General features: G+C 63.0%; 21 protein-coding genes and 1 tRNA gene. 10 read left to right on the top strand and 12 right to left on the bottom strand.

What is annotated here, in order from left to right:
• Positions 1-2: 2 nt before the first annotated feature.
• Together BVU17_12145 and BVU17_12140 are read right to left on the bottom strand one after the other, a co-directional pair.
• The gene (locus tag BVU17_12145) at positions 3-179 is read right to left on the bottom strand and encodes a ribbon-helix-helix protein, CopG family (GenBank protein AUG48236.1); all 177 of its coding nucleotides are present in this window, start codon (positions 177-179) and stop codon (positions 3-5) included.
• Positions 180-415: 236 nt separating this feature from the next.
• The gene (locus BVU17_12140) at positions 416-1,039 is read right to left on the bottom strand and encodes a CopG family transcriptional regulator (GenBank protein ID AUG48906.1); all 624 of its coding nucleotides are present in this window, start codon (positions 1,037-1,039) and stop codon (positions 416-418) included.
• A gap of 264 nt (positions 1,040-1,303) precedes the next feature.
• On the opposite strand from BVU17_12140, the gene BVU17_12135 reads away from it, so the two are divergent.
• A tRNA-Tyr gene (locus BVU17_12135) sits at positions 1,304-1,377 on the top strand.
• Positions 1,378-1,514: 137 nt separating this feature from the next.
• Here BVU17_12135 and BVU17_12130 read toward each other — a convergent pair.
• Complete coding sequence (locus BVU17_12130) at positions 1,515-2,696, bottom strand: alanine--glyoxylate aminotransferase (GenBank protein AUG48235.1); 1,182 nt, start codon at positions 2,694-2,696, stop codon at positions 1,515-1,517.
• Between the two features lie 531 nt (positions 2,697-3,227).
• On the opposite strand from BVU17_12130, the gene BVU17_12125 reads away from it, so the two are divergent.
• Positions 3,228-4,217, top strand: a complete 990-nt coding sequence (locus tag BVU17_12125) for an aldo/keto reductase (protein ID AUG48234.1) — start codon at positions 3,228-3,230, stop codon at positions 4,215-4,217.
• A 658-nt stretch (positions 4,218-4,875) separates the two neighbouring features.
• Here BVU17_12125 and BVU17_12120 read toward each other — a convergent pair.
• Together BVU17_12120 and BVU17_12115 are read right to left on the bottom strand one after the other, a co-directional pair.
• Positions 4,876-5,211, bottom strand: coding sequence for a hypothetical protein (locus BVU17_12120; GenBank protein AUG48233.1), 336 nt, complete (start codon positions 5,209-5,211; stop codon positions 4,876-4,878).
• Between the two features lie 879 nt (positions 5,212-6,090).
• On the bottom strand, positions 6,091-6,534 hold the full coding sequence (locus BVU17_12115; protein ID AUG48232.1) for a monoamine oxidase: 444 nt from the start codon (positions 6,532-6,534) through the stop codon (positions 6,091-6,093).
• A gap of 276 nt (positions 6,535-6,810) precedes the next feature.
• Here BVU17_12115 and BVU17_12110 point away from each other — a divergent pair, with 276 nt between their 5' ends.
• Entirely contained in the window at positions 6,811-7,620 is an 810-nt protein-coding gene (locus BVU17_12110; protein ID AUG48231.1) for a 3-oxoacyl-ACP reductase, read from the top strand.
• A 39-nt stretch (positions 7,621-7,659) separates the two neighbouring features.
• Here BVU17_12110 and BVU17_12105 read toward each other — a convergent pair whose 3' ends face one another.
• The gene (locus BVU17_12105) at positions 7,660-8,355 is read right to left on the bottom strand and encodes a haloacid dehalogenase (protein AUG48230.1); all 696 of its coding nucleotides are present in this window, start codon (positions 8,353-8,355) and stop codon (positions 7,660-7,662) included.
• A gap of 168 nt (positions 8,356-8,523) precedes the next feature.
• Between BVU17_12105 and BVU17_12100 the strand changes: the two genes are divergently transcribed.
• Entirely contained in the window at positions 8,524-9,741 is a 1,218-nt protein-coding gene (locus BVU17_12100; protein AUG48229.1) for an acyl-CoA dehydrogenase, read from the top strand.
• 128 nt (positions 9,742-9,869) lie between these two features.
• Here BVU17_12100 and BVU17_12095 read toward each other — a convergent pair whose 3' ends face one another.
• Together BVU17_12095 and BVU17_12090 are read right to left on the bottom strand one after the other, a co-directional pair.
• Positions 9,870-10,940 carry a phosphotransferase family protein gene (locus BVU17_12095; GenBank protein ID AUG48228.1) on the bottom strand — a complete coding sequence of 357 codons (1,071 nt, stop codon included), beginning with the start codon at positions 10,938-10,940 and terminating at the stop codon, positions 9,870-9,872.
• A 43-nt stretch (positions 10,941-10,983) separates the two neighbouring features.
• Positions 10,984-11,778, bottom strand: coding sequence for an enoyl-CoA hydratase (locus BVU17_12090; protein AUG48227.1), 795 nt, complete (start codon positions 11,776-11,778; stop codon positions 10,984-10,986).
• Positions 11,779-11,949: 171 nt separating this feature from the next.
• On the opposite strand from BVU17_12090, the gene BVU17_12085 reads away from it, so the two are divergent.
• On the top strand, positions 11,950-13,605 hold the full coding sequence (locus BVU17_12085; GenBank protein AUG48226.1) for a fatty-acid--CoA ligase: 1,656 nt from the start codon (positions 11,950-11,952) through the stop codon (positions 13,603-13,605).
• A gap of 176 nt (positions 13,606-13,781) precedes the next feature.
• On the opposite strand, the gene BVU17_12080 is transcribed toward BVU17_12085, so the two are convergent.
• On the bottom strand, positions 13,782-15,251 hold the full coding sequence (locus tag BVU17_12080) for an aldehyde dehydrogenase (protein AUG48225.1): 1,470 nt from the start codon (positions 15,249-15,251) through the stop codon (positions 13,782-13,784).
• Positions 15,252-15,333: 82 nt separating this feature from the next.
• Here BVU17_12080 and BVU17_12075 point away from each other — a divergent pair, with 82 nt between their 5' ends.
• Positions 15,334-16,497, top strand: a complete 1,164-nt coding sequence (locus tag BVU17_12075) for an acyl-CoA dehydrogenase (protein ID AUG48224.1) — start codon at positions 15,334-15,336, stop codon at positions 16,495-16,497.
• A 55-nt stretch (positions 16,498-16,552) separates the two neighbouring features.
• Here BVU17_12075 and BVU17_12070 read toward each other — a convergent pair whose 3' ends face one another.
• Positions 16,553-17,323, bottom strand: coding sequence for a transcriptional regulator (locus BVU17_12070; GenBank protein ID AUG48223.1), 771 nt, complete (start codon positions 17,321-17,323; stop codon positions 16,553-16,555).
• A gap of 150 nt (positions 17,324-17,473) precedes the next feature.
• Here BVU17_12070 and BVU17_12065 point away from each other — a divergent pair, with 150 nt between their 5' ends.
• Both BVU17_12065 and BVU17_12060 read left to right on the top strand, forming a co-directional pair.
• A complete protein-coding gene (locus BVU17_12065) occupies positions 17,474-18,607 on the top strand; it encodes a serine hydrolase (GenBank protein ID AUG48905.1) in 1,134 nt (377 codons plus the stop codon).
• Between the two features lie 120 nt (positions 18,608-18,727).
• The gene (locus BVU17_12060) at positions 18,728-20,026 is read left to right on the top strand and encodes a DUF362 domain-containing protein (protein AUG48222.1); all 1,299 of its coding nucleotides are present in this window, start codon (positions 18,728-18,730) and stop codon (positions 20,024-20,026) included.
• A gap of 433 nt (positions 20,027-20,459) precedes the next feature.
• Here BVU17_12060 and BVU17_12055 read toward each other — a convergent pair whose 3' ends face one another.
• Entirely contained in the window at positions 20,460-23,510 is a 3,051-nt protein-coding gene (locus BVU17_12055; protein AUG48221.1) for an FAD-binding oxidoreductase, read from the bottom strand.
• A 102-nt stretch (positions 23,511-23,612) separates the two neighbouring features.
• On the opposite strand from BVU17_12055, the gene BVU17_12050 reads away from it, so the two are divergent.
• Positions 23,613-23,993: a lactoylglutathione lyase gene (locus BVU17_12050; protein ID AUG48220.1), complete on the top strand. Its 381-nt coding sequence runs from the start codon at positions 23,613-23,615 to the stop codon at positions 23,991-23,993.
• A 43-nt stretch (positions 23,994-24,036) separates the two neighbouring features.
• Here BVU17_12050 and BVU17_12045 read toward each other — a convergent pair whose 3' ends face one another.
• On the bottom strand, positions 24,037-25,344 hold the full coding sequence (locus BVU17_12045; protein ID AUG48219.1) for a malate synthase: 1,308 nt from the start codon (positions 25,342-25,344) through the stop codon (positions 24,037-24,039).
• Between the two features lie 412 nt (positions 25,345-25,756).
• Between BVU17_12045 and BVU17_12040 the strand changes: the two genes are divergently transcribed.
• Positions 25,757-26,521, top strand: a complete 765-nt coding sequence (locus tag BVU17_12040; GenBank protein ID AUG48218.1) for an IclR family transcriptional regulator — start codon at positions 25,757-25,759, stop codon at positions 26,519-26,521.
• Positions 26,522-26,685: the final 164 nt, after the last annotated feature.

Here is a 26,685-nt window from a genome sequence, read left to right as displayed (position 1 = left end):
CGTTACACCTTGGCCCAGGACCGCTTCTTTTCGGAGGCCTGTTCGGAGCCTTCCTCGGCGAGCATCTCCCGAACCGCCGAGCGAATCGCTTCGCTCCGATTGGGGTACTCGCCCGTCTCGACCATCTGTTCGACCTCTTCAATCTGCTGCTTCGGAATCCGTAGTGTCACACGCTCCATGTTTGGTAGTTCCCCTTGGGTAAGACGGCCCGGACGAGGGCTGTTTACGCCCCGCACGAGTGTTTACACAGCGAAACCGCAGTACGAGGGCGGCATCCCCTCGCGTTCGCCGCCGTGTAAGACGACCGTCTTACGCAGGATAAACCACTGACCCTGATGTATTAAAACTTACGGGCAGTGTCATACATTTTCTCGTTTACGGTGTCTGGACTCTTCTATCCAGTGTAAACGCTGAATTAGGTCTGATCGAGCACATCCGCTGCGGGCGTTCGTCTCCCACAGCCCGGGCAGAATCCCCAGTCCGACCGGAGTTCATCGCCGCAATCACAGAACACCCGCCGAGACGCCTTCTCGCCACAGTTCGGGCAGTAAACGTGGTCCGGTCCAAGATTATCACCGCATTGCGCACATGTCTTACGTTCCTCCGTGTCGGTCCTGTCCCGCGTTTCCGGCTCTGTCTTACGCCCGCTCGTGTCGGACGACTGATTTTCACTGTGAGACCGCCCGTCCTCGGCACTTGCACCCCGATCGGCGGTCTGCCGTCGTTCGGTTTCAGCGTTCGCTGCCCCTGCGCTTACGCCGTCTAACGAGATGTTTACGTTGATATCCTGCGGTTGCGAGGGGCGGCGTCGTATCCGCAGTCGGTCGGCGATGATACTGTCGACACGCTCTTCGATGAGCTCGTCGATTGTCTCGGCGTCGGTCACAGACTCTGACGACGACGATGGTTCCGACGCTGACGGCGACGCGTCTCCGAGATACTCCCGAAGCGCCTCGCGCATGACCTCGCTCTTCGAGGCGTCGAACGCCTCGAGTTGGTCGATGAGGTCGTCGTCAGCGCGGAACGTTATTTTGCTCATCGAGTTCGGACGTGTGTTGTACATGATGGTATTTTAATCTTCCCGCGCTGTCTGACGCCCGTCAGCTACCGGCATGACGCGATACCGTTCCCTCCGCTCAGATTCCGTCCGTAGACTCTGTTGCCCCGTCTCCCAGACCTCTGCAAGTGGGTCAGACGTGTCTGACACCAATCAGTGTGTCACTCCGCGTCGTGTGACCGTTCGGCGAACCCTCCGCGAATAACAACCCTTAAGTCCGGACGGCGGGGTATTTTCGGGTGTCGACCGCCCTTAGCTCAGACTGGTAGAGCAGTCGACTGTAGATCGACTTGTCCCCCGTTCAAATCGGGGAGGGCGGACTTGGTTTTCAGTCGGTGTCGAGTGGACCTGAACAGCAGTTGAGTTGTCCTTTGCCTTCGGACAGCGGAGCTACGTGAGACAATCTCGTTCCAGCAGTTCCGCAAAACGAACCCTCCGAGGCCGGTTCTGGAGAGCGTCAGAACCGCTCGCTCATCGCCGCTAGTCCAGCGTCTACGTCCACTGCCGAACCCTGCTCACCGAGCGCGTTACCCAACGCAGCAAGCAGATAGCTGACGTTCTGCCGGCGGGCCGAATGGCCCATACAGCCGATGCGCCAGATGTCGCCCTCCAGCGCGCCCAGGCCGCTGGCGATCTCGAGGTCGTACTCGTCCAGCAGGTGCTGGATGACCGCGCCGTCGTCGACGCCGTCGGGCACGCGGACGGTGTTGAGGCTCGGGAGCCAGAAGTCGTCGGGGGCGTTCATCTCCAGTCCCATACCTTCGACGCCGGCTTTCAGCGCGCCAGCGACGTGCAGGTGGCGGTCCCAGCGTTTTTCGATGCCCTCCTCGGCGACGAGCCGAAGCGCCTCACGGAGCGCGTACACGTTCGTGATTGGAGCCGTGTGGTGGTAGGCGCGCTCCTCGCCCCAGTACCCCTCCAGCAGGGAGAGGTCGAGATACCACGACCGGGGGTCCTCCTCCCGGGCGAGGACCTTGTCCATCGCGTCGTCGTTGAGCGTGAGCGGGCTCGCGCCCGGTGGACAGGAGAGGCACTTCTGCGGGCCTGCGTAGGCCACGTCGATGTCCCAGTCGTCGACGCGGAGTTCGACGCCGCCCAGCGAGGTCACGCTATCGGCGATGACAAGCGCGTCGTTCGCGTGGGCGATATCAGTGAGTTCGGGCACGGACGGCTGGAGAACGCCAGTGCTGGTCTCGGCGTGGACGAACCCGAACACGTCCGGGCTGTGCTCGTCGAAGGCCGCTTCGACCGTCGCCGGGTCGAGCGGCCGGCCCCACGGCGCGTCGACGGTGACGACCTCGCCGCCCGCACGCTCGGCCATGCTTGCCATCCGGCCGCCGAAGTAGCCGTTCGTCGGAACAAGCATCGTATCGCCCGGCTCGACGACGTTGCCGATGGCTGCCTCCATCGCCGCGGAGCCGGTCCCGGAGACCGGAATCGTCCACTTATTGTCCGTCCGGAACGTGTATCGGAGGAGGTCCTGGACCTCGTCCATAACCTCAATGAACGAGGGGTCGAGGTGGCCGACCAGCGGCGTGCTCATCGCCTTGAGCACGCGCGGATGGACGTCGCTCGGGCCGGGCCCCATCAGTGTTCGATCCGGCGGTGTCAACTCACCGACAGCAGGTGCCTCATCCATACCGTCCGTTACCTGGAGACTGGGCATTAAAATCCGTGGTCGCAACTCTCTGGTCAGGACAAGGTCGGTCTCACGCCTCCACCGGAAGGCTAATTCGACCGCCGTAGAAATATAGGATAATTATTACATCTGTGCCACCAGTCACTGGCTGCCACTACCCTACTCCATAATCGCAATCGCCAGACGCGACTGGTATGAAACGTGTGAACGATCTACTCCGTTTTTAATCTCGTATTGCTAAGGTGGCGTGTGGTCGTCGATGGGATTGTTCGATAACGTTGCGTCCCCTGGGGAGGAACCGAGCCGCCGGTACACCTGTCTGGTGTGCCGGGCGTCGTTCGACGTTCAGTACCACTCGTGTCCGGACTGCGGTGCGTACGACATCCGCCGGACGAAGTGGCTCACGTAGCCCCCGGCGTCCACGTTGGCACGTCCACCGGACTGCCTGCTATCGGGCTACACTGCCCTTTTTTGTTCAGGTTGTTGCCGCGTATCACAGCCACCAAGTGACTGTCGACGGTATAGTCGTACGTGAACCGACGACAGTTAGGGACGGCAGGGTACGACGTGACAGCCGTCGGACTTGGAACCTGGAACATCGGTGGAGATTGGGGCGATGTCTCGGCAGAGGAAGGCCGGGAAACGATCCGGACCGCGCTCGATGCCGGCGTCGATTTCATCGACACCGCCGACGTGTACGGTGACGGCTTCAGCGAGCAGCGCATCGCAGAAGTGCTGGACGAACGCGGGGTCCGCGACGAGGTGACCGTCGCGACGAAGGCCGGCCGCCGGCTCGACCCACATACAGCCGACCGCTACAACTACGACAACCTCTCCGAGCACGTCGACCGCTCGCGTGAGTACCTCGGGACCGAAACGCTGGAACTGTTACAACTCCACTGTCCGCCGACCGACGCCTACTATCAGCCCGAGACGTTCGACGCCCTCTCGCGGCTGCAAGACGAAGGGAAGGTCGCTCACTGCGGCGTCAGCGTCGAACGTGTTGAGGAAGCGCTGAAAGCCATCGAGTACCCGGAAATCGAAACGGTCCAGATCATCTTCAATATGTTCCGCCAGCGGCCTGCGGAGCGGTTCTTCGAGGAAGCCAAGCGCCGCGATATCGGCGTCATCGTCCGCGTTCCGCTGGCTTCCGGACTCCTGACCGGGAAACTCTCCCGGGACACGGAGTTCCCCGAGAACGACCACCGGAACTTCAACATCGAGGGCGAGGCCTTCGACCGCGGCGAGACGTTCGCCGGCCTCCCGGTCGACGCGGGCTTTGACGCCGTCGAGGAACTCCGCGAACACGTCCCCGAACGGATGACAATGGCCCAGATGGCGTTGCGCTGGATTCTGGACCATGACGCGGTGTCGACTGTCATCCCCGGCTCTACCTCGCCGGCCCACGTCCGCGCGAACGCGGCGGTGAGCGAGATGGACCCGCTCTCGAATCAGGTCCACGGCGCGGTGCGTGACATCTACGAGGAGTACGTCTTCGACGATGTCCACCATCGCTGGTAGTCGCCGTTCCGCCGATCTGTATGATTACATATGTGCTTTCGGGGCGGTAGAACACGATTGGTGCAGCAAAACTTGGCCCAAGATTCCACCGAAGAGGTCACTGCAGTGTCTGAGTTATTATAGTAAAACTGACGAATCCGGTGGCGATATACATATGAATACAGACAGTTATCGGCGGTATTAATATCAAAATCCAGTAATGAGTCTGACGAACTATCGAGTGTGCCGCGCCTCGCAGTAGCAACTGACCCCGGCTATCGGCAGACGTATTAGGAACCGATGCCGGGTGGCCAAACCCGGCGTGAAACCGTCCCGTACAGGGGAGCATGGAACGGTGGGCGTCGGGAGAGTACGAGCACCAAGTGTGCTCGCATTTACCTCTCCGTGCTATCCAATGTTTGTTATACAGCTCTTTACATGGTGACAGTCGACAGACTGGGCGACAGGCGGACGCTACCGAACGTCGCTCACGCCAACTGGAACGACATCGCCGTTGAACGCTGTAGCTGACGCTCCGGCAGGAGTTACAGGCGTTGGCTTCGGCCATTACTGACCGGTTGCAGCGAACTAGCCGCTTGCTACCGTCGGACTTCGGTTGGTAACCACACCGCCCCGGTGTGGGAGAAGTCGGCTCACGACGGATGCGGCGCGGTGGTTCTTATTCTTCGGTCGTGAGTTTCGGACCCGGCTTCCAGGTGTTGCCTTCGAGGACAACGAGGTCGTAGCGTTCGAGCACCTGGAGTGTATCGACGACCGCCTGTGCATCGAAGGAGACGGTCATATCCTTGGGCAGTTGCTGTGCAATTGCACTGCGTGTCCCACCGTCCATCCGGACCACTGTGTCAAGCAACTGTTCGAGGTCGTCGAGCAGCGAGACGAGCGACGTCGACCCATCGTCCTCTGTCGCCAGTTTCGACATGACTTCGTCGTAATTTCCTGATATCTCCATCGATACGGACACAGTTTCGTCTTCGAGGTCTTCTTCGTCTCCCATAGGACCAGATATGTGCACACTTATAGAAATACGTTTCTGTATTCCGAACAACGTGTGTATCTTTCGTCTGTTTCTCTGCAAATCTACTTTCGCCATATGTTTTTACATTAGGAAGAGTAGGGGGAGAACCACGCCCGATGGTAACTTAAAACCCAATACAAAACGAGTTTGTGGATTCTGTTACTGTAACCGCCTTATCTGAGTAGAAAGAGTAAGTATTTGAATATATATGGACGGATGCACTTCCACTTATGACATTCTACAACGGTCTGCCCCGTGTCAGCGGGCGTCGCTCACCGCCTGAATGTTTCAGTATACAGAACGATACCGCTAGCGTCGCTGTGATCCCAACAGACACGCGAAATCGAACGCGGCACTACAGGGATCAGTTTGACCGGACAGCGACTGAGCGGCCCAGTCTGGCTGTTCAATCGGGCTAACTGCCGCCCGTACTACTGGCGACCGGATAACAAAAGTACGGGTATTATCCTTTTCCGCCTGCCTCTCACGAAACCGGTCGAAGTGTCCGTGAGCGTCCGCCTGTGGCGTACTACGGGAATTATTCCAGTATACGGAACGCCACGCCGCAGAACGGTCTGCACACAGATGACAGCCATCGGGAGAGCGACGGTCGCGACAGTGGTCGTGTGGCGATACTGCTGTAGCACTGACTATTACAGAGACGTTTGGCGGTCAAACCCAAGTCCACAAGAAACACTTGCCCAGATGGTGCACGGCCAAATATATATTCGGGTAGCTGTCACACACTGGGTGTGGCGTTTAGCCTGACAGCCGAACAGACGACAGTCCGAGAAGCAGTGCGTGAATTCGACGGAAACGAGACCAAACCGGAAATTCCGAGCAGTACGGCGGCGCGGGCTACCGCCGAAGCGTGAGGAACTCGGCCGAGAACACAGCTTCGTCGGCCTGATTCAGCGTAGTGACTTCAGTCCGGACGACGCCTGTCGCAACCGGGTGGTCTCGGCGCTCTGTGTCGACAACCTCGGCTTCGGCGTGAATCGTATCGCCCAGAAACACTGGTTTGATGAACCGAAGCCGGTCGATGCCGTAGAACGCGACCATGTGCCGCTTTTCGGCCTCGTCGCGGGCCTGCCATACCAACCCAGTGACGACTGAAAACACCAGCGCACCGTGTGCGATGCGCTCGCCGTAGCCCGAGTCGGCCATCCGTTCGGCGTTCGTATGGAGGTGATTGAAATCCCCGCTGACACCCGCAAAGTTGACCACGTCGGCCTCGGTGATGGTCCGGCCCGACGTGGTAAAGCTATCGCCAACGTCGACTGTGTCGAACTCGCCGGCCATCTTACTGGTCCTCGCAAGCGACTGTGAAACGACGCTCCGGTTTCTGGTCGAGTTGCCACTGCCCCGCTGGGACCCGCTGGTCCCTAGACCCCGGTTTGTTACTATTGCTGGACATACACATCCCTCCGTGTCTCGCGTCGGTGTTAATGCTACCGGGGCTCGTCCGTTACTCTCGACGCTGCCACAGGGAGACGCGGCACCACTCGTCTGATCTGACTGTTCAACGATATTCAACTGAATCCGGCAGAGAGAACTCAGGACGTAGCTTTATTGCAGATGGCCGAGATGTCCGATGCGATGTCAAAGCCACACACGGAGCGGTTTCGCTTGGAGGGACAGCGGGCGATTATCACGGGTGCATCGAGCGGTATCGGCCGGGCAATCGCGGAGGAGTTCGCGGCTGACGGGGCCGACGTGGTTGTCTGCTCGCGCGAGCAGGACAACGTCGGCCCGGTGGCCGACGAAATCAACGACAGCGACCGGCCCGGTGACGCAGTCGCTATCGAATGCGACGTGACAGACCGCGAGGCTGTCGAGGCGCTGGTGGAAGCGACCGTCGACGAGTTCGGTGGGCTGGATGTGCTCGTGAACAACGCCGGCGCGAGCTTCATGTCCGGGTTCGACGACATCAGCGAGAACGGCTGGAAAACCATCGTCGACATCAACCTCCACGGGACCTACCACTGCACGCAGGCGGCCGGCGAAGCGCTGGCAGCGGACGGCGGCGGGGCGGTCATCAACCTCTCCAGCGTTGCCGGGGAACAGGGCGCACCGTATATGAGTCACTACGGGGCCGCAAAGGCCGGCGTCAGCAATCTCACATCCACGCTGTCGGCGGAGTGGGCCGACCGTGACATCCGCATCAACTGCATCGCCCCGGGCTTCGTCGCCACGCCGGGCGTCGAGTCACAGATGGGTGTCAGCGCCGACAATATCGACCGCGAGGCCGTCGAGCGCCGCATCGGCCTCTCGGAGGAGATCGCCGACATCGCGCTGTTCCTCGCCAGCCCGGCATCGTCGTACATCGTCGGCCAGACGATCACCGCCGCTGGCGTCCCACGGCTCGAAGAGACGCCCGACATCTGAGTAGCGGGGAGTCCCAGTAACGGCGGTCGTAATCCGGCTTCACTCCGAGACGCCAAGCCAATCCGGCAGCTCGCGGAGGTCGTCGAGCGTGATATCCACAGCGGGTCCGTCTTCGGCCCCGTAAGCGACTGTCCACAGCCCGGCCCGTGTTCCGCCGTGCATATCGTGCTCGTAGCGGTCACCGATCATCACGGCCCGCGCCGGTTCGACCGAAGCCTTTCTGAGCGCCGTTTCGAACATCGCCGGGTCCGGTTTGGTCCGACCGACGGCCTCTGAGGCGGTGTACGAATCCATCGCGTCCCAGACCCCGAAGGTCCGCAACAGTTGCTCGCCCTCGTCGTCGTCCACGTCACTGACGACGCCTTGATGGAGCGGCGCGTCCGCCAAGGCCTCGATGGCTGCGATGGCGTCGGGGTTGGGTTCGACCTGTTCGTCGCGGATTCTATGGAACAGTGATTCCCACTCAGTTTCCTCGGGACTGACTGTCAGAATCTCGTCGATTGCCCGCCGGTACCCCTCGCGGGCCGGTCGGAACGCTGTGCCCTCGCGCTCGCCGAAGTACGTTCCGAGGACATCCCGCCATCGGTCGAGAGCCGCGTCGGAATCCGCAGCCGCCGGGTACTCCGAACACAGGCGGTCGACAAACTCGCGGTGGGCCGCCCGGACGGACGCCATCCGAAGGATGACGCCCCCGATATCCCAGAAGACGGCCTCAATGTCTGACCTCTCGTTCACGGTAGCGGCTTGGACTGGTCCGGGTATGAAACTACCGCCGACGCCCAGAGTCCCGTGGCTGTGTCGCGGCGGGTGCGCCGGGGCACCGCGCTGTGGAATAAACGACCGACCACGCGTTCGCTGTGCTCCAACACTTATCATGACGACGTGCGAGAACGAGACTGTGCCATGATATCGTTCACCGATTCCGAGGCCGCGACTGCGCTTGCCGAGCGCGCCAGAGCGTTGATGGACGAGGTTGTCATCCCGCGGGAGCGCGAACTCGCGGGCGGGACAGCGATCTCCGACGCAACAGTTCGCGACCTCCGCGCTGCTGCACGGGAGTACGACGTGTACGCCCCGCAAATCCCCGAGGAACACGGCGGCATGGGCTATGACTTCCGGGACGTGTTGCCGACGTTCGAGGAAGCGGGCCGAAGCCTCCTTGGCCCGATTGCGATGCGCGTCGACGCGCCCGACGAGGGCAATATGCACCTGCTGGAGATGCAGGGGACGGCGCTCCAGAAATCGGAGTATCTCGACCCGCTCGTCGAGGGCGAGATACAGTCGGGCTTTGCGATGACCGAACCGATGCAGGGCGCGGGCTCCGACCCGAAGATGATTCGAACCACCGCAGAGAAAGACGGCGACGAGTGGGTCATCGACGGCCACAAGTGGTGGACGACCGGCGGCGTCGATGCCGACATCCTGCTCGTCTTCGCTCGAACGGACGAGGACGTCCATCCGTATCAGGGGTGTTCAGTGTTCATCGTCCCGACGGACGCCGACGGCGTGGACATCGTTCGAAACGTCCCGCACATGGGCAGCCAGGGCGACCCGAAGGGCCACGCCGAGATCGAGTTCAACGGCGTTCGCGTCCCTGAGGAGCACCTGCTCGGCGAGGAAGGCAACGGCTTCCAGCACGTCCAGCAGCGGCTCGGTCCGGCGCGGCTCACCCACTGTATGCGCTTTTCTGGAATGGCCGAACGGGCGCTGTCCATCGCCAAGGCCTACACCACCGAACGGCAGGCCTTCGGTGACTCCGTGGCCGACAAGCAACACGTCCGGTTTGAAATCGCCGAACAGGAGACACAGATTCAGGCCGCACGGGCGCTGGTCCGGGCCGCCGCGGACGCCATCGCCGCCGGCAATGAAGCCCGCGTCGAGGTGTCGATGAGCAAAGTGTTCGCTGCCCGGGCGACGCAGGACGCTATCGACACCGCCGTCCAGTTCTGTGGCGGCAACGGCATCGGCCGGGACCTTCCGCTGGCGGACTTCTACGAACTGGTCAGGACGTTCCGCATCGTCGACGGGGCCGACGAGGTTCACCTCCGGACCATCGCCCGGGAGGCCTTCGAGGACGTGGACAGCGAGGAACTGAAACCGGTGCGGCGCTACCGCGAGTAAGCCAGCGCCGTCACCGGCAACGGTCGCTACTCGCACTCCGAGCCGGTCGTCGCAATCCAGATGTCACAGGCGTGAGCGAGTTCCAGCCCCGCGCCGCCACATGTGCAGGGTCCTCGGCGTCCCTCTCTTTAGAGCGGTTCGTCGCCCTCGATAATCCGAATCGCGCGCTCGGCCAGCGCCGGGACGCGGTTTTCCATCAGCGGGTAGAACGGGTCGTCGGCGTTGCCTTCCAGATAGCGCCGGTAGAACATCTCGCCGAGGGCGGCGAGCTTGTACACGGCGAGCGTCCGATAGAACCGCTCGTGTTCGAACGTCAGGCCGGTCTGGGCTTCCCAGCGGTCGACCAAGTCTTGACGGGTCAGGTAGCCCGGTGCTTCGATGAACTCCATCGCGAGGTCGGGGATCTCCGGCTCCGGGTCCTTGGCGTCGCGCCAGTACGAGAGCAGCCAGCCGAGGTCGGCCCGTGGATCGCCCAGCGTCGCCATCTCCCAGTCGAAGACGGCGGCGAGTTCGGGGCTGTCGCTGGGGCCGAACATCACGTTATCGAGCTTGTAATCGCCGTGGACCAGTGTCTCCGGGTGGTCGTCGGGGCACTCGTCCTGTAACCACGAGCCGACCCGCTCTAGCTCGGGGACGGTTCGGGACTCGGTCGTCCGTTCGAACGCCCACGCCAGTTGTTTCCCCCAGCGCGTGACCTGGCGCTTCGCATACCCGCCTGCGCGGCCGAGGTTGGACAGGCCGACAGCTGACGGATCGACCTCGTGGATGGCTGCGAGGGTGTCCACCAGTTCGGTGCCGACGGCCTCTCGGGCGTCGTCGTTCGCGAAGCGCTCCGGTTCTTCGTCTCGGATGACGGTCCCCTCGACGCGGGTCATGACGTAGAACTCGCTCCCGATGACCGTCTGGTCGTCACAGGCCGTCACCGTCGGTGGGACCGGGACGGCTGTGTCCTGCAGCGCGTCGATGACGCGATACTCCCGCAACACGTCGTGAGCCGTCTCAGCGGTCTGGCCCGGCGGGGGCCGCCTGACGACCAGTTCTCGGTCGCCCCAGGTGACAAACAGCGTCTCGTTGGAGTGACCCTGCTCGTGGCGCGCAACGTCGAACGTCTCGGCCGGGCCTATCTCCTTTGCGAGAAACTCTTTGAGCGCACGTTCGTCGACCAATCGCTGGTAGTAGTCGCTGCTGTGTTCAGTCATGATTGCTGATTGCGGTCCGCGTCATGAAAAGCTGCGGGTCGTGTCACCGTCCGACGAACTCCGGTCGGCGGTCGGTCAGAAACGCTTCGACACCCTCCTCGTGGTCGGCGGTCTCGAAGACGATGCCCTGAGCCGTCGCCTCGTCGCGCTGTGCGCGGTCGAAGGACTTCTCCAGCCCGTCCTGAAGCAGCCGCTTGGAATGCCGGAGAGCGATGGTCGGTCCATTAGCAATGCGGCTGACGGTCGCCTCGACTTCGGATTCGAACGCCTCGTCGTCGTAGACGCGGTTGAACAGGCCCAGCTCCGTGGCCCGCTCGGCATCCAGAATCTCCCCGGTGAACACCAGTCCCTTTGCGACGTTGGTCCCGACAATGCGGGGGAGCAGATACGACGTGCCGGCGTCGACGCTGAGTCCGACCTGCCGGAACACGAAGCCGATACTGGCCGACTCGCTCGCCAACTGGATGTCACAGGCGATAGCGAGGTTCGCGCCGGCCCCAACGGCCGACCCGTCGACCTTCGCGACGGTCGGAACCGGCAGTGCGACGACTCTGGCGATGGTGTCCCGGGTTCGGCGGGCCAGTTCGCTGACGGCGTCATCGGCCGGGTCATCGTTCGAGAGTCGCTCACTCATCCCCTTGATGTCACCGCCGGCCGAGAACGACTCGCCGGTCCCCTCGATGACGACACACCGGACATCGGACGCCGTCTCGATGGTATCGAGGTGGTGCTCCAGCGCGTCGTATACGGGCTGTGTGAGTGCGTTCCGCGTCTCCGGTTCGTTCAGCGTCAGCGTGGCGATTCCGTCGTCGATGGAGAGCAGTACGGACTCGCTCATCGGATATACCTCTGTCGTAGCTGCATGGGGCCACTTCACAGGGTTCCGGTATAAATTTACCGCTAGTTTACAGTTTTATCGAATACTGGCTACGCACTGAATTCGGCGCACCAACAGCCACCACACTCAGCAGGACTAGTTTTAAGATATCGGTGTGTGTTGGCATGGAGTATGCCAGGCGGTGCACCACTTAACCTCCGGTCGTTCCTGTGGCGTGGCGAAAACGTGTTCCCCGACAGCGAGATCGTTTCGCGGACGCATCAGGGGATTCACCGATACACGATAGCGGAGTACGCCGAACGGGTACGGAAGCTAGCTTCTGCCCTCGAACAGGCCGGTATCGAACGCGGGGACAGAGTCGGGACGTTCGCCTGGAACAACCACTGGCATCAAGAGGCCTACTACGGCGTCGCCTGCATGGGCGCACAGGTCCACATGATTAACCTCCTCCTGCCCGACGAGCACATCCAGCACATCGTGGCCGACGCCGAGGACGAGATTCTCATCGTCGACCCCGTCATGCTGGAGAAGCTCGAAGCGGCGTACGACGAGGCGGCGTTTGCCTCCGTCGAGCAGTACATCGTGATGGGCGACACCGTCCCCGAAACGTCGCTGGAGCCGGTCGTCGACTACGAATCGTTCATCGCCGACGGCGACCCCGACTACTCCTTCCCGCAACTGCCCGAGGACCAGCCGGCGGGGATGTGCTACACGTCCGGGACAACAGGAAAGCCGAAAGGTGTCGAGTACACCCAGAAAATGTACTGGACACAGGTCATGTCGCTGATGACTAGCCAGGCCGGAATCAAGACCGACGACGTGGAGCTGACGTACGTCCCGATGTTCCACGTCAGCGGCTGGTGTCGCCCGTTCACGACTATCGCTGCAGGAGCCAAGACGGTCCTCCCCGGGCCGAACCCGTCGGCCGAGGACCTGGCGAAGCTTATCCAGGAGGAGGACGTGACCGTCTCCGCGGCGGTCCCGACCGTCTTCATGGACCTGTTGGAGTACGCCCGCGAGGCCGACGTGGACTTCTCCTCGGTTCGGTACTTCACCAGTGGCGGGTCCGCGACGCCGCGGTCACTGATGGAAGACTACAAAGCGGAGTTCGGAGTGGATCTCATCTCCGGGTACGGCATGACCGAAACGTCACCGGTCACGCACGCCTACGAGCCCAAGCCCGGAATGACGGACCTACCGGAAGAGGAACTGTTCGACCTGCGGAGCCACTCCGCGGGGCTTCCGCTTGCCGGGCTGGAGTTCAAAGTCGTCAACACCGACGGCGAGGAAGTGCCCTGGGACGGCGAGTCGCTGGGCGAACTCTGGATGCGTGGCCCGTGGGTCACACAGGAGTACTACAACGCCCCCGACGCGACCGAACAGGCCGTCACCGACGACGGTTGGCTCAAAACCGGTGACATCGTCCGGGTGAGTCCGGAGGGATACGTCGACGTGGTCGACCGGATGGACGACCTCGTCAAGAGCGGCGGCGAGTGGATAGCAAGCGTCGAGGTCGAAAACGCGATTATGGGTCACGACGAGGTCGTCGAAGCCGCTGTCGTCCCGGTCCCCCACGAGCGGTGGGACGAACGTCCCGCCGCGTTCGTCGTCACACGCGATGCTGTGTCCGACGAAGCCGCGCTCCGGCAAGAAATCAAAGACCTCGTCGCCGAGTCGTACCCGTCGTGGTGGGTCCCCGACGCCATCCGTCTGGTCGACGAGATTCCCAAGGGCGCGACCGGGAAGTTCTCCAAACAGACGCTCCGTGACGAGTACGTTGACGAGTCGGTCATCGAAACTGTCGCCGAGAACGCCCCGGCGACGTGATGACGATATAGCCCGTCTGACCGGCGATTCAGAGGTGCTGTGCGGACTCCGCATCCCAGTTCTGTCTGCCTGCGACAGCGGCCAGCATATGGACGACGCGCTGTCCGACAGTTCAGCCTCTGCGTGGGATAGGCCTCCGCAATCGATTTGAGCGGACCAGCCGCTTCGCTCGGACGTTACAGCAGTTGGTAGTCGCGCTCTTCGTGCTGGACGGAGATCCACTTGGTCTCGGTCAGTTCGTCCATGATCCACTCGCCGTTGTACCGGCCGATTCCGGAGTTCTTCATCCCGCCGAACGGGGCGTTGGGTTCGTCCTGAATCGGGTGGTCGTTGACATGGACCATCCCGGCGTCGATCTGGTCGGCGATGGACCGACCGTGTTCGACATCACCGCTGTAGACGCCCGCGGCGAGGCCGTACTCGGTGTCGTTGGCGAGTTCGACAGCTTCCTCGTCGGACTCGAACGGGATGACCGGAGCGACGGGGCCGAAGTGCTCGTTACAGGCCGCAGACATATCGTTGGTACACCCCGAGAGGACGGTCGGTTCGAGGAACAGGTCCTCGGCCTCGCCGCCCGTTTCCAGCGTCGCGCCGGCGTCGACGGTCTGCTCGATGAACGAGGTGAGCTGGTCGACCTGACTCTCGTTGATGATCGGGCCGAACTCCACGTCCTCGTCGAGCGGGTTCCCGATGGTCAGCGACTCCGCGTGCTCGACGAGCTTCTCGACGTACTCGTCGTAGACGGCCTCGTGGACGAGGTGGCGGTTGATCGAGATACACACCTGTCCCTGATGACCGAACGCACCGACAGAACCGGCCTTGGCGGCTGCCTCGATGTCGGCGTCCTCGGTGACGACGAACGGTCCGTTGCCACCGAGTTCAAGCGCCGGGAGGGCGAGCGCGTCTCCGGCCTGACTGGCCACGGACCTGCCGACTGCTGTCGACCCGGTGAACGACATCACACGGGCGGTCGGATGGCCGGCCATCCGGTCGCCGATATCGGAGCCGTGGCCCGTCACGACGTTGACGACGCCGTCCGGGAGGCCAGCCTCCTCGGCGATGTCGGCCAGCAGGAGGCCGCCAGTTATCGGCGTATCCGTCGCTGGCTTGATAACGACGGTGTTCCCCAGCGCGAGCGCGGGGCCGAGCGCCCGCGTCGTGAGATGTAGCGGGAAGTTCCACGGGGAGATAATCCCGACGACGCCAGCGGGCTCGCGGACGATGTGATGGTCCTTGTCCTCGTGATACATCGAATCGCGGACCTCCTCTTCCGGCGGGACCATCTCCAGTGCGCTCTGGAAGTCCGCCATGGCGAAGTTGGCCTCGGCAGTTGCTTTGGCCTGAACACTGCCTGACTCCGTCGCAAGTAGTTCGACGATTTCGTCGAGCCGGTCCTGCATCACTCCGATCATCGACTGGACGTACTCGTTGCGCTCCTCGCGCGACAGCGCCGCCCAGTCGGACTGGGCCGCGTCGGCGGCCCGGTAGGCGTCGTTGACATCCCCCTCTGTCCCGGCGGGTACTGCCGCGAGTTTCTCGCCTGTCGCGGGGTTAGTCACCGGAATCGTCTCAGATGCGTCGGCGTCGCGCCACTCACCGTCAATGTATAGTTGGTTCCACGCCGTCTGGCTATCTGGTTGTGACATTCTATAGTGTCGACAGCGCCACGGACTTTTATCCCTTTGGCAGCGGGCAAACGCTTAATTGAACCCCGGCCACAGATCCTATATGATCGATTACCTCGGTCTCGAAGACGACCTCGGCGAGGAAGAGCGGATGGTCCGTGATACGGCCCGAGAGTTCGTCGAGAACGAAGTCAAGCCGGACGTCGGGCAACACTGGATCGACGGGACGTTCCCGACGGATCTCATCACCGAGATGGGCGACCTCGGGTTCTACGCCCCGAACCTCGATGGCTACGGCCTGCCGGGACTCAGTGAGACGGCGTATGGCCTCCTCCTGCAGGAACTGGAGGCCGGCGACAGCGGCCTGCGCTCGATGGCCAGCGTGCAGGGGGCCCTCGTCATGTACCCGATTCACGCCTACGGCAGCGATGCACAGAAGGAGGAATGGCTGCCGGCACTCGGCAGCGGCGAGCGGGTGGGCTGTTTCGGTCTGACCGAGCCCGAACACGGGTCGAACCCGTCGGCGATGGAGACGACGGCCGAGCGCGACGCCGACGGCTACGTCCTGAACGGCTCGAAGACGTGGATCACGAACGCGCCCATTAGCGACCTCGCAGTGGTCTGGGCGAAGGTCACCTCCGCCGACGGCGACCCAGTGCGGGGCTTCCTCGTCGAGACGGACCGCGACGGCGTGACGACGAACAAGATCGACGAGAAGCTCTCGCTGCGGGCTTCGATTACGGGTGAGATCAGCCTCCAGAACGCCCGCGTTCCCGAGGAGAACGTCCTGCCGGGCGTCGAGGGGATGAAGGGACCGCTGTCCTGTCTCACACAGGCCCGCTACGGTATCGCCTGGGGAACGGTGGGGGCCGCCATGGACTGTTTCGAGACCGCCCACGAGTACGCCACCGACCGCGAGCAGTTCGGGAAGCCGATCGCCGGCTATCAGCTCCAGCAGGAGAAGCTCGCGGAGATGGCGACCCAGATATCGCTGGGCCAGTTGCTCGCCCACCGGCTCGCCGACCTGAAGGAACGCGGCGACCTCCGCCCGGAACAGGTGTCGATGGCCAAGCGCAACAACGCACGGATGGCCCGCGAGCAGTCACGGGTGGCCCGCGAGATGCTCGGCGGCAACGGCATCACGGCTGATTACTCCCCGATGCGGCACCTGACGAACCTCGAAACCGTCTATACCTACGAGGGAACGCACGACATCCACTCGCTCATCATCGGCCACGACCTGACCGGCATCCCGGCCTTCGAGTAGGGTCCGTCCGACACATTCCGGAATGCGGGACGACGCCCACACGAATCTGCACTTCTCAATCATACGTGAGGTCGATCTTCAGCTCGCTGGCTTTCTGTTCCAGTAGGTCGGGGTACGTTGATTCGATATCTGCCCGGCGTACCCGGCCGCTCGGACCGAAGACGCTTAACGCGCCGATGAGATCGTCCTCGTGGTTGTACACCGGCACGCCCGCCGCGCGCAGGCCGTCCATGTGTTCTGACATGTTGGTCGCATAGCCCTGCTCGCGGACCTGTTCGAGTTCCTCGACCAGTGCATCCCGGTCGGTAATCGTGTTCGCCGTCAGTCTGTTGAGGCCTGCGGTTTCGACGAACTCTTCGATGCGTTCGTCGGACCACTCCGCGAGAATGGCTTTCCCCGAGGCGAGCGCGTGTAGTGGCCGGCGTCTGCCGATCATCGTGTCGCTCTGGAGCGGGTTCCGGCCGCCGGCCCGATGGAGATACACGCCCTCGAAACCCTCCTCGACCAGAAACAGCGCCCGTTCGTCAGTCTCTATCGCCAGCTCGATGACTTTCTGCTTGGCGACGAGATAGCCCGGTCGCCGTATCCGCGGCGGTTCGCTGAGTTGCAGAAACCGCAGCGAGAGCCGGTATTCCCCGCCCTCTTCGACGAGATAGTTCATGTCGTGCAGCGTCTTGAGGTGTCGATACACCGTGCTCTTGGCCAGGTCCGTCTCTGCCCGGATGTCTGCGATTGTCGCGCCTCCCGCGTCCCGAATCAGCGCCAGAATCTCGAATGACGTCCGGGTCGTCGACACCTCTGACGTGCCGTTCTTGTTGCCGAGCATACGGGCTCGTGACCGCTTAGTGACATCAACGTTTCGCATACTCGACCACCGGGGTCCGACAGCTCGAATGCAACGAGTAGCTGTCCGCCGTTCGATTCCGCTGTCGAACCGAACCTAACTTGTAGTATGCGCCCGGATTCAACACAGACCATGCCACAGCTTGGCGCAAGCGATATCGAACAGCTCCGGGCCCAGTTCGAGCGACAGCTCGATGTCGGACTCCACCACGGCGCACAGCTGGCGGTGTACGTTGACGGCGACCTGGTCGTCGATTTCGCTGGCGGCTCCACGGGTCCCGACGGCGACGAAACGACGCCCGAGACACGCCACATGCTGTTCTCCTGTACGAAGCCGTTCGCCGGTGTCGGCCTGCACCAGCTCGTCGAACAGGGCAAGCTCGACTACGACGACCGGGTCGTCGAGCACTGGCCGGAGTTTGCCGACGACGGCACGCAGAAAGCATCCATTACAGTCCGGCAGGTACTCAGCCACACCGCCGGCCTCCCCTTCGGTGAGTTCGACGAACAGTACGAAAGCTGGGGCGACTGGGATGCTGTCGTCGCGGCGATGGAGGACATCGAACCTGTGTTCGAGCCCGGAACGACGCCAGCGTATCACGCCATCAACTACGGCTGGCTGGTCGGCGAACTCATCCGTCGCTGTAGCGGCCAGCCGGTCGAAGACTACGTCGCCGAAAACGTGTTTGAGCCGCTGGGGATGGACGATACCGGAATCGGTCTGCGGGATGACGAGCCCGACGACGTGGCGACCCTGGCCGGCTACGAGGCGTTCGAGCGGTGTCACGATGTCGACGAGGGGCTCGAAGACCCTGCCGCGGAGTACGCGGCGGCGTTCAATCAGGCGGCGATGCGCCGGGCGGTGATTCCCGCAGCCAACGGCATCGGCACCGCCCGGGACATGGCCCGGTTCTACGCCTGTCTCGCAAACGGTGGGTCGCTGGACGGGACGCAACTGCTGACCGAAGCGACCGTCGACGAGGCGACCACGACCCACGCCGAAACCGAGTCCGACGGCACGCTGTCGCGTCCGGCTCGCTACGGACTCGGCGTCTGGACCGGCGGGCTGGCCGCCGATATGTTCGGGGCCGCCAGCAAAGAGCGCATGTTCGGCCACGCCGGCCTCGGCAGTTCGTTCGGCTGGGGCGACCCCGAACTGAACGTCGGGTTCGCGCTCGTCACGAACGGTATCCGCGAGGAGTCCTTCGAACACGCCGCCCGCGTCGGCCAGCTTTCCGACGCTGTCCGACTGTTGTTACAGGACTAACGGCGGCATCCGCGGTTCGTCGCAGGCTTCTTCTGACCTTCTGGAACGAGGATCGTGTTCCGAGCCACGGTAGCGCCGTGTGACCGCGGTTTTTGTATGATTCGCCCCGAACCCTCTGGTATGAACTTCCCAGACCGAGGCGACGTGGACCATCTCATTGCCCCACAGCCGCTGCCGGACTTCGCTCGTATCCAGTACGAGCCAGAGACGGCCGCCGTCGACGACCCGTCGGCTGCGACGCGCGCCGAACTCGGCCGTCTCGACTTTGATGGGCTGGCACCGGGTGCGACTGTCGCCGTCGCCGTCGGCAGCCGCGGCATCCACCGTATCGACGACATCGCCGAGGCTGTCGTCGCGGCTGTTCGTGACCGGAGCTTCGAGCCGGTCGTCGTCCCGGCGATGGGGAGCCACGGCGGGGCGACGCCGGAGGGCCAGCGCGAAGTGCTGGAGAGTCTGGGGATCACCGAATCGCGCCTCGACGCCGACATCGACGCCCGGATGGACACCGAGCAGGTCGACACCGTCACCGTCGGTGACACCGAGTTTCCAGTCCACGTTTCGACGGCGGCACAGGAAGCGGATGCCGTGGTCGTCGTGAACCGAGTGAAACCCCACACTAATTACAGCGGTCGCATCGAGAGTGGTCTGACGAAGATGACCGTCGTCGGGCTGGGCAAGCAACACGGTGCGAAGGCGTTCCACTCGACAGCTATCAAGGAAGGGTACGTGGAGGCGCTGGAAGCCGCGCTCCCGGTTGTCGAGTCGGCGCTGCCGCTTGTCGGCGGCATCGCGCTGGTCGAGAACTTCCACGAGGAGACGGCCCACGCCGAGGCGATTCCCGCGGGCTCGTTCGCCGACCGCGAGCCCGCCCTGCTGGAACGGGCGTACGACGAGATGGCGACGCTCCCGGTCGACGACATCGACCTGCTCGTCGTCGACGAACTCGGCAAGGATGTCTCCGGCGCGGGAATGGACACGAACGTCATCGGCCGCTACCGCGTTCTCAACGCACCGGACCCCGACGAGCCGTCGATCAAGCTGCTCTACGCCCGTGGACTCACCAAGGCGACGAAGGGCAACGGCAACGGCATCGGGCTGGCCGACATCACCCGCCGGGCCGCTGTCGACCAGCTGGACCTGCAGAAAACGTACGCGAACGCACTCACCAGCGGGTCGACGGCGAAGGCAAAGCTCCCGCTCGTCGCGCCGGACGACGAGTTCGCTATCCGGACGGCGCTGTCTGCGCTCGGCGGCTACGACCCCGACACGGTCCGCATCGTCTGGATCCAGTCCACACAGGAGCTCTCGGTGCTCCACGTTTCCGAGCCGCTCGTCGAGGACTTGCCGCCCGCCGCCGAAGTCACCGAGCGTGAGTCGCTCGCGTTCACCGACGGCACTGCGTCGTTTACCCGGGACTAACTCTTCGGTAGCGACAGTCCCGCCGTGCGTCTGAAACAATTTCTAACAACTGTACGTTCGTTTCTCTGGCCCCGCGTATCAGGATGATGAACGTATCGGAATACGAGCCAATCCGAGCTGACGCAGGAACCGGAAGCGAGCAGAAGCACGAGCACTGATTTCCACCCAGAGAGAACCGATTCCTTTGCGTGGCTGTCTACATATATGCCACTAATATAGTTTTATACAGCAAACTATGGGTGATTTGGCGACATATATAACTAAAAAGACCGAAAGTAGTATCAGAAATAAAAATCTGAATACAAACAACGGCATAAAAAGGAGTTTCGCAACAGACGCAACTTGATTATCGACAGACACAGGAGTGTATAGAAAGCCACGGACACTGCCAAGCAGGCCTTTTTTTAGAGGGCGCGAACAGTCGCTGACCCTGTCACACTGGCTGTCCGGCTGTCGTCGTGTTTGGGAGTCGCTCGGCGACAACTTCGATAGGATGGGGTGGAATCTCGTCGACGCCGTCGCGGTCACCCAGTTGCGACCGACAGGACCCGCCCGGGGCAACGACGCGGTCACCGTCGCTTTCCTCGACCTTGTCGAACAGCAGTCGCCCGATAGTCTTCGAGAGGTCGTAGTGCTCGTCGTGGTAGCCGAAGCTCCCGGCCATGCCACAGCACGTCGAGTCCAGCGGGTCGACCTCGTAGCCGACCCGGCGCATGACGCCGACGGCGTGGTGGTCCTTGTTGGTCCCCTTCTGGTTGCAGTGGCCGTGGTAGCTGACCGCGCCGGCGGCCCCGAGCGACCGGTCCTCGACCGGCAGCGCGTCGTCGAGTCGGAACGTATCGAGGTACTCCAGCACGCCGTAGGCGCTCTCGGCCACCCGCGAGACTTCGGGGCCGTCGAGCAAGTCGCGGTACTCGTCCTGGAACATCACCGCGTCAGAGGGTTCAACAAACACGACGTCCCAGCCATCGGCGACGCGCTCCGCGAGCCGGTTCGCGTTCGTCTCGGCGCGCTCCCGCGTCAGGTCCAGCATCCCGGAGGAGTACGCCGCCCGTCCCGACGGCGCGGTGTCGTCCGGGATGGTGACGTGGACGCCCGCGGCTTCGAGGGTTTCGACGGCGGCCTTGCCGGCGGCCGGGTACGAGTAGTTCGTGTACGTGTCGGGGAACAGCAAGACCTTCCGGTCGGCCTCGGCCCGCGAGACGGTTGAGCCGCCGCGGTCATCGAACCAGTCTTGCAGCGTCTCCCGGCGGAAGGTCGGGAGTTCGCGCTCCGGTGCGATGCCGAACAGTTTCTGCATGACGACTCGCGCCCCCGGGATGTCTGTCGCCCAGTTCGAAACCGGGGCCAGCGCCGACCCGATCTTCGAGGCGGTGTCGATGTTGGCGAACAGGCGCTCCCGGAGGCTTGTTCCCTCCTCTTGGTGGTGCTGGTGTTTCAGTTCGGTCTTGAGTTTCGCCATGTCGACGCCGGTCGGACAGTCGCTCTTGCAGCCCTTGCAGCCGACACAGAGGTCGAGCACTTCCTCCTGGAACCGGTCGGAGTGAATCTCGTCTTCGTCAAGGTCGCCGCTGATGGCCGACCGGAGGAGGTTCGCACGGCCCCGCGTCGTCTGAACCTCCTCCTCCGAGGCGCGGTAGGTGGGACACATCACGTCCCCGTCGGTCTGTCGACAGGTGCCACAGCCGTTACACAGTTCGACCAGATGTGAGAAACCGCCCTCGTCCTTGAAGTCGAGCGTCGTCTGTGGCTCCAGAGACTGGTAGTCCGGGCCGTACCGGAGGTTCTCGCGCATGTCCGCGCCGACGCCCCGGTCGGTGTCGGGGCCGATGTCTTCGGGCCCGTCGCGGTAGACGACGTTACCCGGGTGCATCCACCACTGTGGATCGAACGCCGTCTTGACTTCCTTGAACGCATCCCAGAGCGTCTCGCCGTACATTTTCGGCGTGAACTCTGTCCGGGCCATCCCGTCGCCGTGCTCGCCGGAGAACGACCCCTTGTGTTCCAGCACGAGGTCGGTTACGTCGTCGGTGATAGAGTGCATATCCTCGATGCCGGATTCCTCCTTCAGGTTGAGAATCGGGCGGATATGGAGCGTTCCGGAACCGGCGTGGGCGAAGTACGCGGCGGAGGTGTCGTGGTCGGCCAGCACGTCCTCGAACTTCTCGACGTACTCGGCCAGTTCGGCTGGCGGGACCGTCGCGTCCTCGATGAACGGGTACGGCTTGGGGTCGCCGTCCATGGACATCAGGAGCGGAATCGCCGCCTTCCGGAGCTTCCAGAGGTCGGCCTGGTCTTCGTCGGTGTAGGCCTCGACCACGTCGAAGGCCGCGCCGGTATCGAGGAACCGCTCGTTGGTCCGCGCGATGGCCGCCTCGAAGTCGTCGTGCAGTTCCGAGTCGTATTCGAGCATCAGTGCGGCCGCCGCCCGGTCGGGAATTGGCTCGACGTACTCGGCGTAGCCGTCGGACCCCGCTGCGAGCCTGAACATCTCGTCGTCCATCAGCTCGACCGCGCTGACATCGTAGTCGAGCGCGACCGGGACGGCCCGCATCGCGTCCCCGAGCGTGTCGAAGCAGTACAGCGCCAGCGCCGTCTCCTCGGGGACCGTCACCAGCGAGAGTTCGGCCTCGACGATGACGCCCAGCGTCCCCTCGCTCCCGACGAACAGCTTTGCGAGGTTCAGGACCAGCTCCCCGTCGTCGTTCTCGTAGATGACGCGGTCGAGGTTGTAGCCCGACACCCGCCGTTTCAGATCTGGGTAGCGTTCTTCAATCTCCTCGGTGTTCTCTTCGACGATTTTCCGGACCGTCCGGTAGATGTCGGCCTCACGGTCGTCTTTGCTCACGATGTCGTCCCACTCCGGCGAGTCGATGACCACCTCGCGGGCGTGGATGAGCGACCCGTCCGAGAGAACGGCCTTCACCGCGTCGGTGTAGGCGTCGGTGATGCCGTATCTGACGGAGTGCGCGCCGGTGGAGTTGTTCCCGATACCGCCGCCGACCGATGCCCGGTTCGACGACGCCGGGTCAGGGGCGAACTTCAGGCCGTACTCGGCCAGCGTGTCGTCCAGATCGTCCTGCACCACACCGGGCTGGATGCGCGCCGTCTGCTCGCCAGGCCGAATCTCGATGATCTCGTCCATGTGCCGGGACATGTCCAGCACGACACAGCCCGGGCCGACGGTTTGCCCGGCAAGCGACGACCCGGTTCCGCGAGGGAGTATCGGCACGCCGTGGGCCGTCGCCACGTCGACGGCCGCTCGCACGTCGTCGATACCCGTCGGATACACGACTCCGGCCGGTTCGGCGCGGTAGATGCTCCCGTCCGTTGCGTACAGAATCCGGGCGTATTCGTCGAACTCAACCCCACCTGAGACCCGCGAACGGAGCGCTTCCGCAAGGTCTCGATACGCGTCGACATCCGGTCTATCCAGGTCCAGTTCCTGTGCTGACCAGGTGTCCTCGACGTTTTCAATCGCCATACGAGCATTCAGGGGTAATAATCATTAAAGTCTGTGGCATGCGGTCACAATTCATTCTGGGGAGCCCGCCAGCTATTTGCCCCGGGGCGTCGGATGCGGTGTATGGTCAGTGCAAGCGTGCTCCATATGTGCCTGAACGTCGCCGACGCGGCGGAATCGATTGCCTTCTACGAACAGTTCGGCTTCGAGGAGTCTTGGCAGTTCACGACGCCGGACGGCGAGACGACGAACTACTACGTGGCCGACGACAGCGGCGTCGAACTACAGCTCTCGGAGACGGACGGCGAGACGAGCTTCGAGATGGGAGACGGCTGGGACCACCTCGCGCTCGGCGTCGACGACGTCGACGCGACGGTCGAGCGCATTGACCACCACGGAGTCGTCAAGGAGCCGGGGCCACAGCCGGAAGCCGGCGCGTACACGGCCTTCGTGGCCGACCCCGACGGCCATCACGTCGAACTCATCGAACCGCTAGAAGACTGAACCGCGCCCGCGGCGTTTCGAATGGCGAAACGGAACGGCCCCGTCAGTTCCCGACGGCGGTCGCCCGCTCGACCACGTCGGCTCCGTACATCTCCTCTAGTTCTTCGTGTTGGTCCGGCCGGTGCTCGTAGACATCTTGAAACAGCGTGATGGGCGTCTGGGCGGCCTGATAGGTCGCTTCGTCCCACATCCGGTCCTTGCTGACCTCGACTTCGACGCCGTCGATGACCAGTGTCGCGGCCTGTGTCATCGCGATGGCCCCCTTGCCGGCTTCCTTTGCGGCCTCGAACTCCTCCATAGAGTCGACGATGTCGTTCATGCTGGGGATGTATGCGGTCCGGTCGAGCAGTTCCTCGGTGAGTTCATCCTCGTCCAGTTCCAGCCGCTCACCGCCTGCCCGAAGGACGTAGCCGCCGTCGCCGTCCGGCTCCAGCGAGAGGTCGTCGCCGTCGTACACCTGCCTGCCGTCCTCATGTTCGAGTTCGACCTCCTGACCGCCGGCTTCGAGCAGCCAGCTGCCGGTCTTGGGCGGGAGCGGGGCCGTGTTCGCCTCCACGACTTGACCCGGCGTCAGCGACCAGATGCCGGTCATCCCCTTCGCGCGGTTGTCCTTCATTCGCTCGCGGTAGCCTTCGACGTCGCGGATGTCGTCATAGGGACCGTCGACGGCGATGAGGCCCGCGGCACTGGCACCCCGGGAGGTGTTGTGGCGCAGTTCCGGCCACGGCGGCAGTTCGCCGGTGGGCGTCATCGCGCGCATGTCCTTCGTGTAGTCGACCTCGCCGTCGACCAGCAGGAACATGCGTTCGAGGTTGTTCGAGGGCTTGCCCATCTCGTCCCGTAGGTCGCCCATCGCCAACTCGGCCTCGCCGCTCTCGACGATGACCGACATCGAGAGACTCCCCTCTTCGAGCCCGTGCTCGTTCTCGATGATGGTGAAGAACTCGTCGGCCTTCTTCCAGTCGTCGATATCGCCGACCTCCGGAATGACGAAGCCGTCGATGTGCTCGACGGCACCGTTTTCGGGGTCTGTTATCTCCAGCATCTGCTGGAAGCCCTGATAGCGGGTCGTCGGCGACTCGCGGTGCCAGACGACACGCGGGTGTATCTCGCCGGGGAAGTCGGCTCCCTGTTCGGAGACCACGTCGATGATGTTCTGGACGCCCTCCTCGCGCATGTTCGGGGCCGTCGCGTCCTCGTTGTCCGGGACCCAGACGTCCGGGGCCTGCAGGCCACGGAGCTGGCCCGCGCTTCGGAGCATCTTGGCTGAATCGCTCTCGCCGTCCACCGCTGTCGGCGAGGTAAAGAACGTTCTGACGAACTCGCGCTCGTAGTGTCGGGTCACACTCATAACTCGTCTCAAAGAACCAAACGGACCGTGTTAAATCTACCGTCCGTTGTCGACCGAGACATCAACGAGCGCAGTTATTCCACCGTCTTCCGCCGTATTCGGATTTACGAAATATGTCTCTCTGGTAACTATTGGTGCGCTGTCTGCCCGGACGACACAACAGTCGGCGGCACACACTGATCTGTCGGTATCTCGTGGCCGTTCGGTCTCCACGTCGCGGAGTCCTGGCAACTTCGGCCGCTGGAATCGCGCCATCGCGCCCGACTTTCCGTTTCGTCTTTTCGAATCACTCTGCCGGTCGAAACACGCAGTGAGCCTCTCTCGCCAGATATGTCGCCCCGGAAGCTAGCGCAGAGCGGTTGTCACAGCCGATACGGCAATTTTATTCGAGCGGCCCAAGAACTGGTGACTAATGACACGGGCAAAAACGGACTCGGTCCGGGCGACGCAGACCTCGCTTGCGGTACTTTCGGCTATCAAAGACCTCGGTGGGAGTGCCACGCTAGCCGAACTCGCCGACTCGCTGGAGTCGGCCAAGAGCACGATATACAAGCACCTGCTGACGCTGGAAGACGAGGGCCTGGTGGTCGAACGGGACGGCGAGTACCGCATCGGGCTCCGGTGGCTGGAGTTTGGCGGCATCGCACAGCGTTACGACGGCATCTACGAGGTGGCAAAGCCCGAAGTCAGACGGATGGCCGTCGAGACCGGCGAACTGGCGAACCTGATGATAGAAGAGCAGGGCTACGGCATCTACATCCACACGACCAGCGGCGACCAGGCGGTCGCGCTCGATACGCGCCTCGGGAAGCGCATCCACCTGCATAAGACCGCTATCGGCAAAGCGCTTCTGTCGAGTTTCGACGACGACCGCGTCGCGGAAATCATCGACACCCGCGGGCTGCCCGCAGAGACGGACAACACCATCACCGACCGCGAGACGCTGTTCGCCGAACTCGAAACCATCCGCGAAACCGGCGTCGCCGACGACACCGAGGAACGGGTCGACGGCACCGGCTGTGTCGGGGTCCCAATCGACACCGGCGACCGCCGGGAAGCCGCCATCAGCATCACCGCCCCAATCAACCGACTGCAGTCCCCGGGCCGCAAAGCCCAGCTCGTCGACACGGTGAAACAGGCCGCCAACGTCATCGAGGTCAACCTGGCCCACGGGTAACGGCCGTTCGTTCTGCCGCCGGCTGTCTCGATGGCGACCGGCGCAATCTAATAACAGTACAGTTGTTATTCACTGGTCAGGTCCGGACAGCCGCGGTGGCGCTCGAAGCCGGGACAGTCAGGCGACCGCCCGTCGTTCGTCGAATAAGTATCTCTTTTGCGGCA

It is taken from the genome of Haloarcula taiwanensis (assembly GCA_002844335.1).
In the GTDB taxonomy this organism is placed as follows: domain Archaea; phylum Halobacteriota; class Halobacteria; order Halobacteriales; family Haloarculaceae; genus Haloarcula; species Haloarcula taiwanensis.
The sequence above is the reverse complement of the archived record's forward strand: the minus strand, read 5'-3'. Positions and strand labels throughout refer to the sequence as shown.

Excerpts from the sequence above, each read along its gene's own strand:
- BVU17_12145 (AUG48236.1), bottom strand. The coding sequence starts at position 179 with ATGGAGCGTGTGACACTACGGATTCCGAAGCAGCAGATTGAAGAGGTC.
- BVU17_12140 (AUG48906.1), bottom strand. The coding sequence starts at position 1,039 with ATGAGCAAAATAACGTTCCGCGCTGACGACGACCTCATCGACCAACTC.
- BVU17_12130 (AUG48235.1), bottom strand. The coding sequence starts at position 2,696 with ATGGATGAGGCACCTGCTGTCGGTGAGTTGACACCGCCGGATCGAACA.
- BVU17_12120 (AUG48233.1), bottom strand. The coding sequence starts at position 5,211 with ATGGGAGACGAAGAAGACCTCGAAGACGAAACTGTGTCCGTATCGATG.
- BVU17_12115 (AUG48232.1), bottom strand. The coding sequence starts at position 6,534 with ATGGCCGGCGAGTTCGACACAGTCGACGTTGGCGATAGCTTTACCACG.
- BVU17_12110 (AUG48231.1), top strand. The coding sequence starts at position 6,811 with ATGGCCGAGATGTCCGATGCGATGTCAAAGCCACACACGGAGCGGTTT.
- BVU17_12100 (AUG48229.1), top strand. The coding sequence starts at position 8,524 with ATGATATCGTTCACCGATTCCGAGGCCGCGACTGCGCTTGCCGAGCGC.
- BVU17_12095 (AUG48228.1), bottom strand. The coding sequence starts at position 10,940 with ATGACTGAACACAGCAGCGACTACTACCAGCGATTGGTCGACGAACGT.
- BVU17_12090 (AUG48227.1), bottom strand. The coding sequence starts at position 11,778 with ATGAGCGAGTCCGTACTGCTCTCCATCGACGACGGAATCGCCACGCTG.
- BVU17_12085 (AUG48226.1), top strand. The coding sequence starts at position 11,950 with ATGCCAGGCGGTGCACCACTTAACCTCCGGTCGTTCCTGTGGCGTGGC.
- BVU17_12080 (AUG48225.1), bottom strand. The coding sequence starts at position 15,251 with ATGTCACAACCAGATAGCCAGACGGCGTGGAACCAACTATACATTGAC.
- BVU17_12075 (AUG48224.1), top strand. The coding sequence starts at position 15,334 with ATGATCGATTACCTCGGTCTCGAAGACGACCTCGGCGAGGAAGAGCGG.
- BVU17_12070 (AUG48223.1), bottom strand. The coding sequence starts at position 17,323 with ATGCTCGGCAACAAGAACGGCACGTCAGAGGTGTCGACGACCCGGACG.
- BVU17_12065 (AUG48905.1), top strand. The coding sequence starts at position 17,474 with ATGCCACAGCTTGGCGCAAGCGATATCGAACAGCTCCGGGCCCAGTTC.
- BVU17_12060 (AUG48222.1), top strand. The coding sequence starts at position 18,728 with ATGAACTTCCCAGACCGAGGCGACGTGGACCATCTCATTGCCCCACAG.
- BVU17_12055 (AUG48221.1), bottom strand. The coding sequence starts at position 23,510 with ATGGCGATTGAAAACGTCGAGGACACCTGGTCAGCACAGGAACTGGAC.
- BVU17_12050 (AUG48220.1), top strand. The coding sequence starts at position 23,613 with ATGGTCAGTGCAAGCGTGCTCCATATGTGCCTGAACGTCGCCGACGCG.
- BVU17_12045 (AUG48219.1), bottom strand. The coding sequence starts at position 25,344 with ATGAGTGTGACCCGACACTACGAGCGCGAGTTCGTCAGAACGTTCTTT.
- BVU17_12040 (AUG48218.1), top strand. The coding sequence starts at position 25,757 with ATGACACGGGCAAAAACGGACTCGGTCCGGGCGACGCAGACCTCGCTT.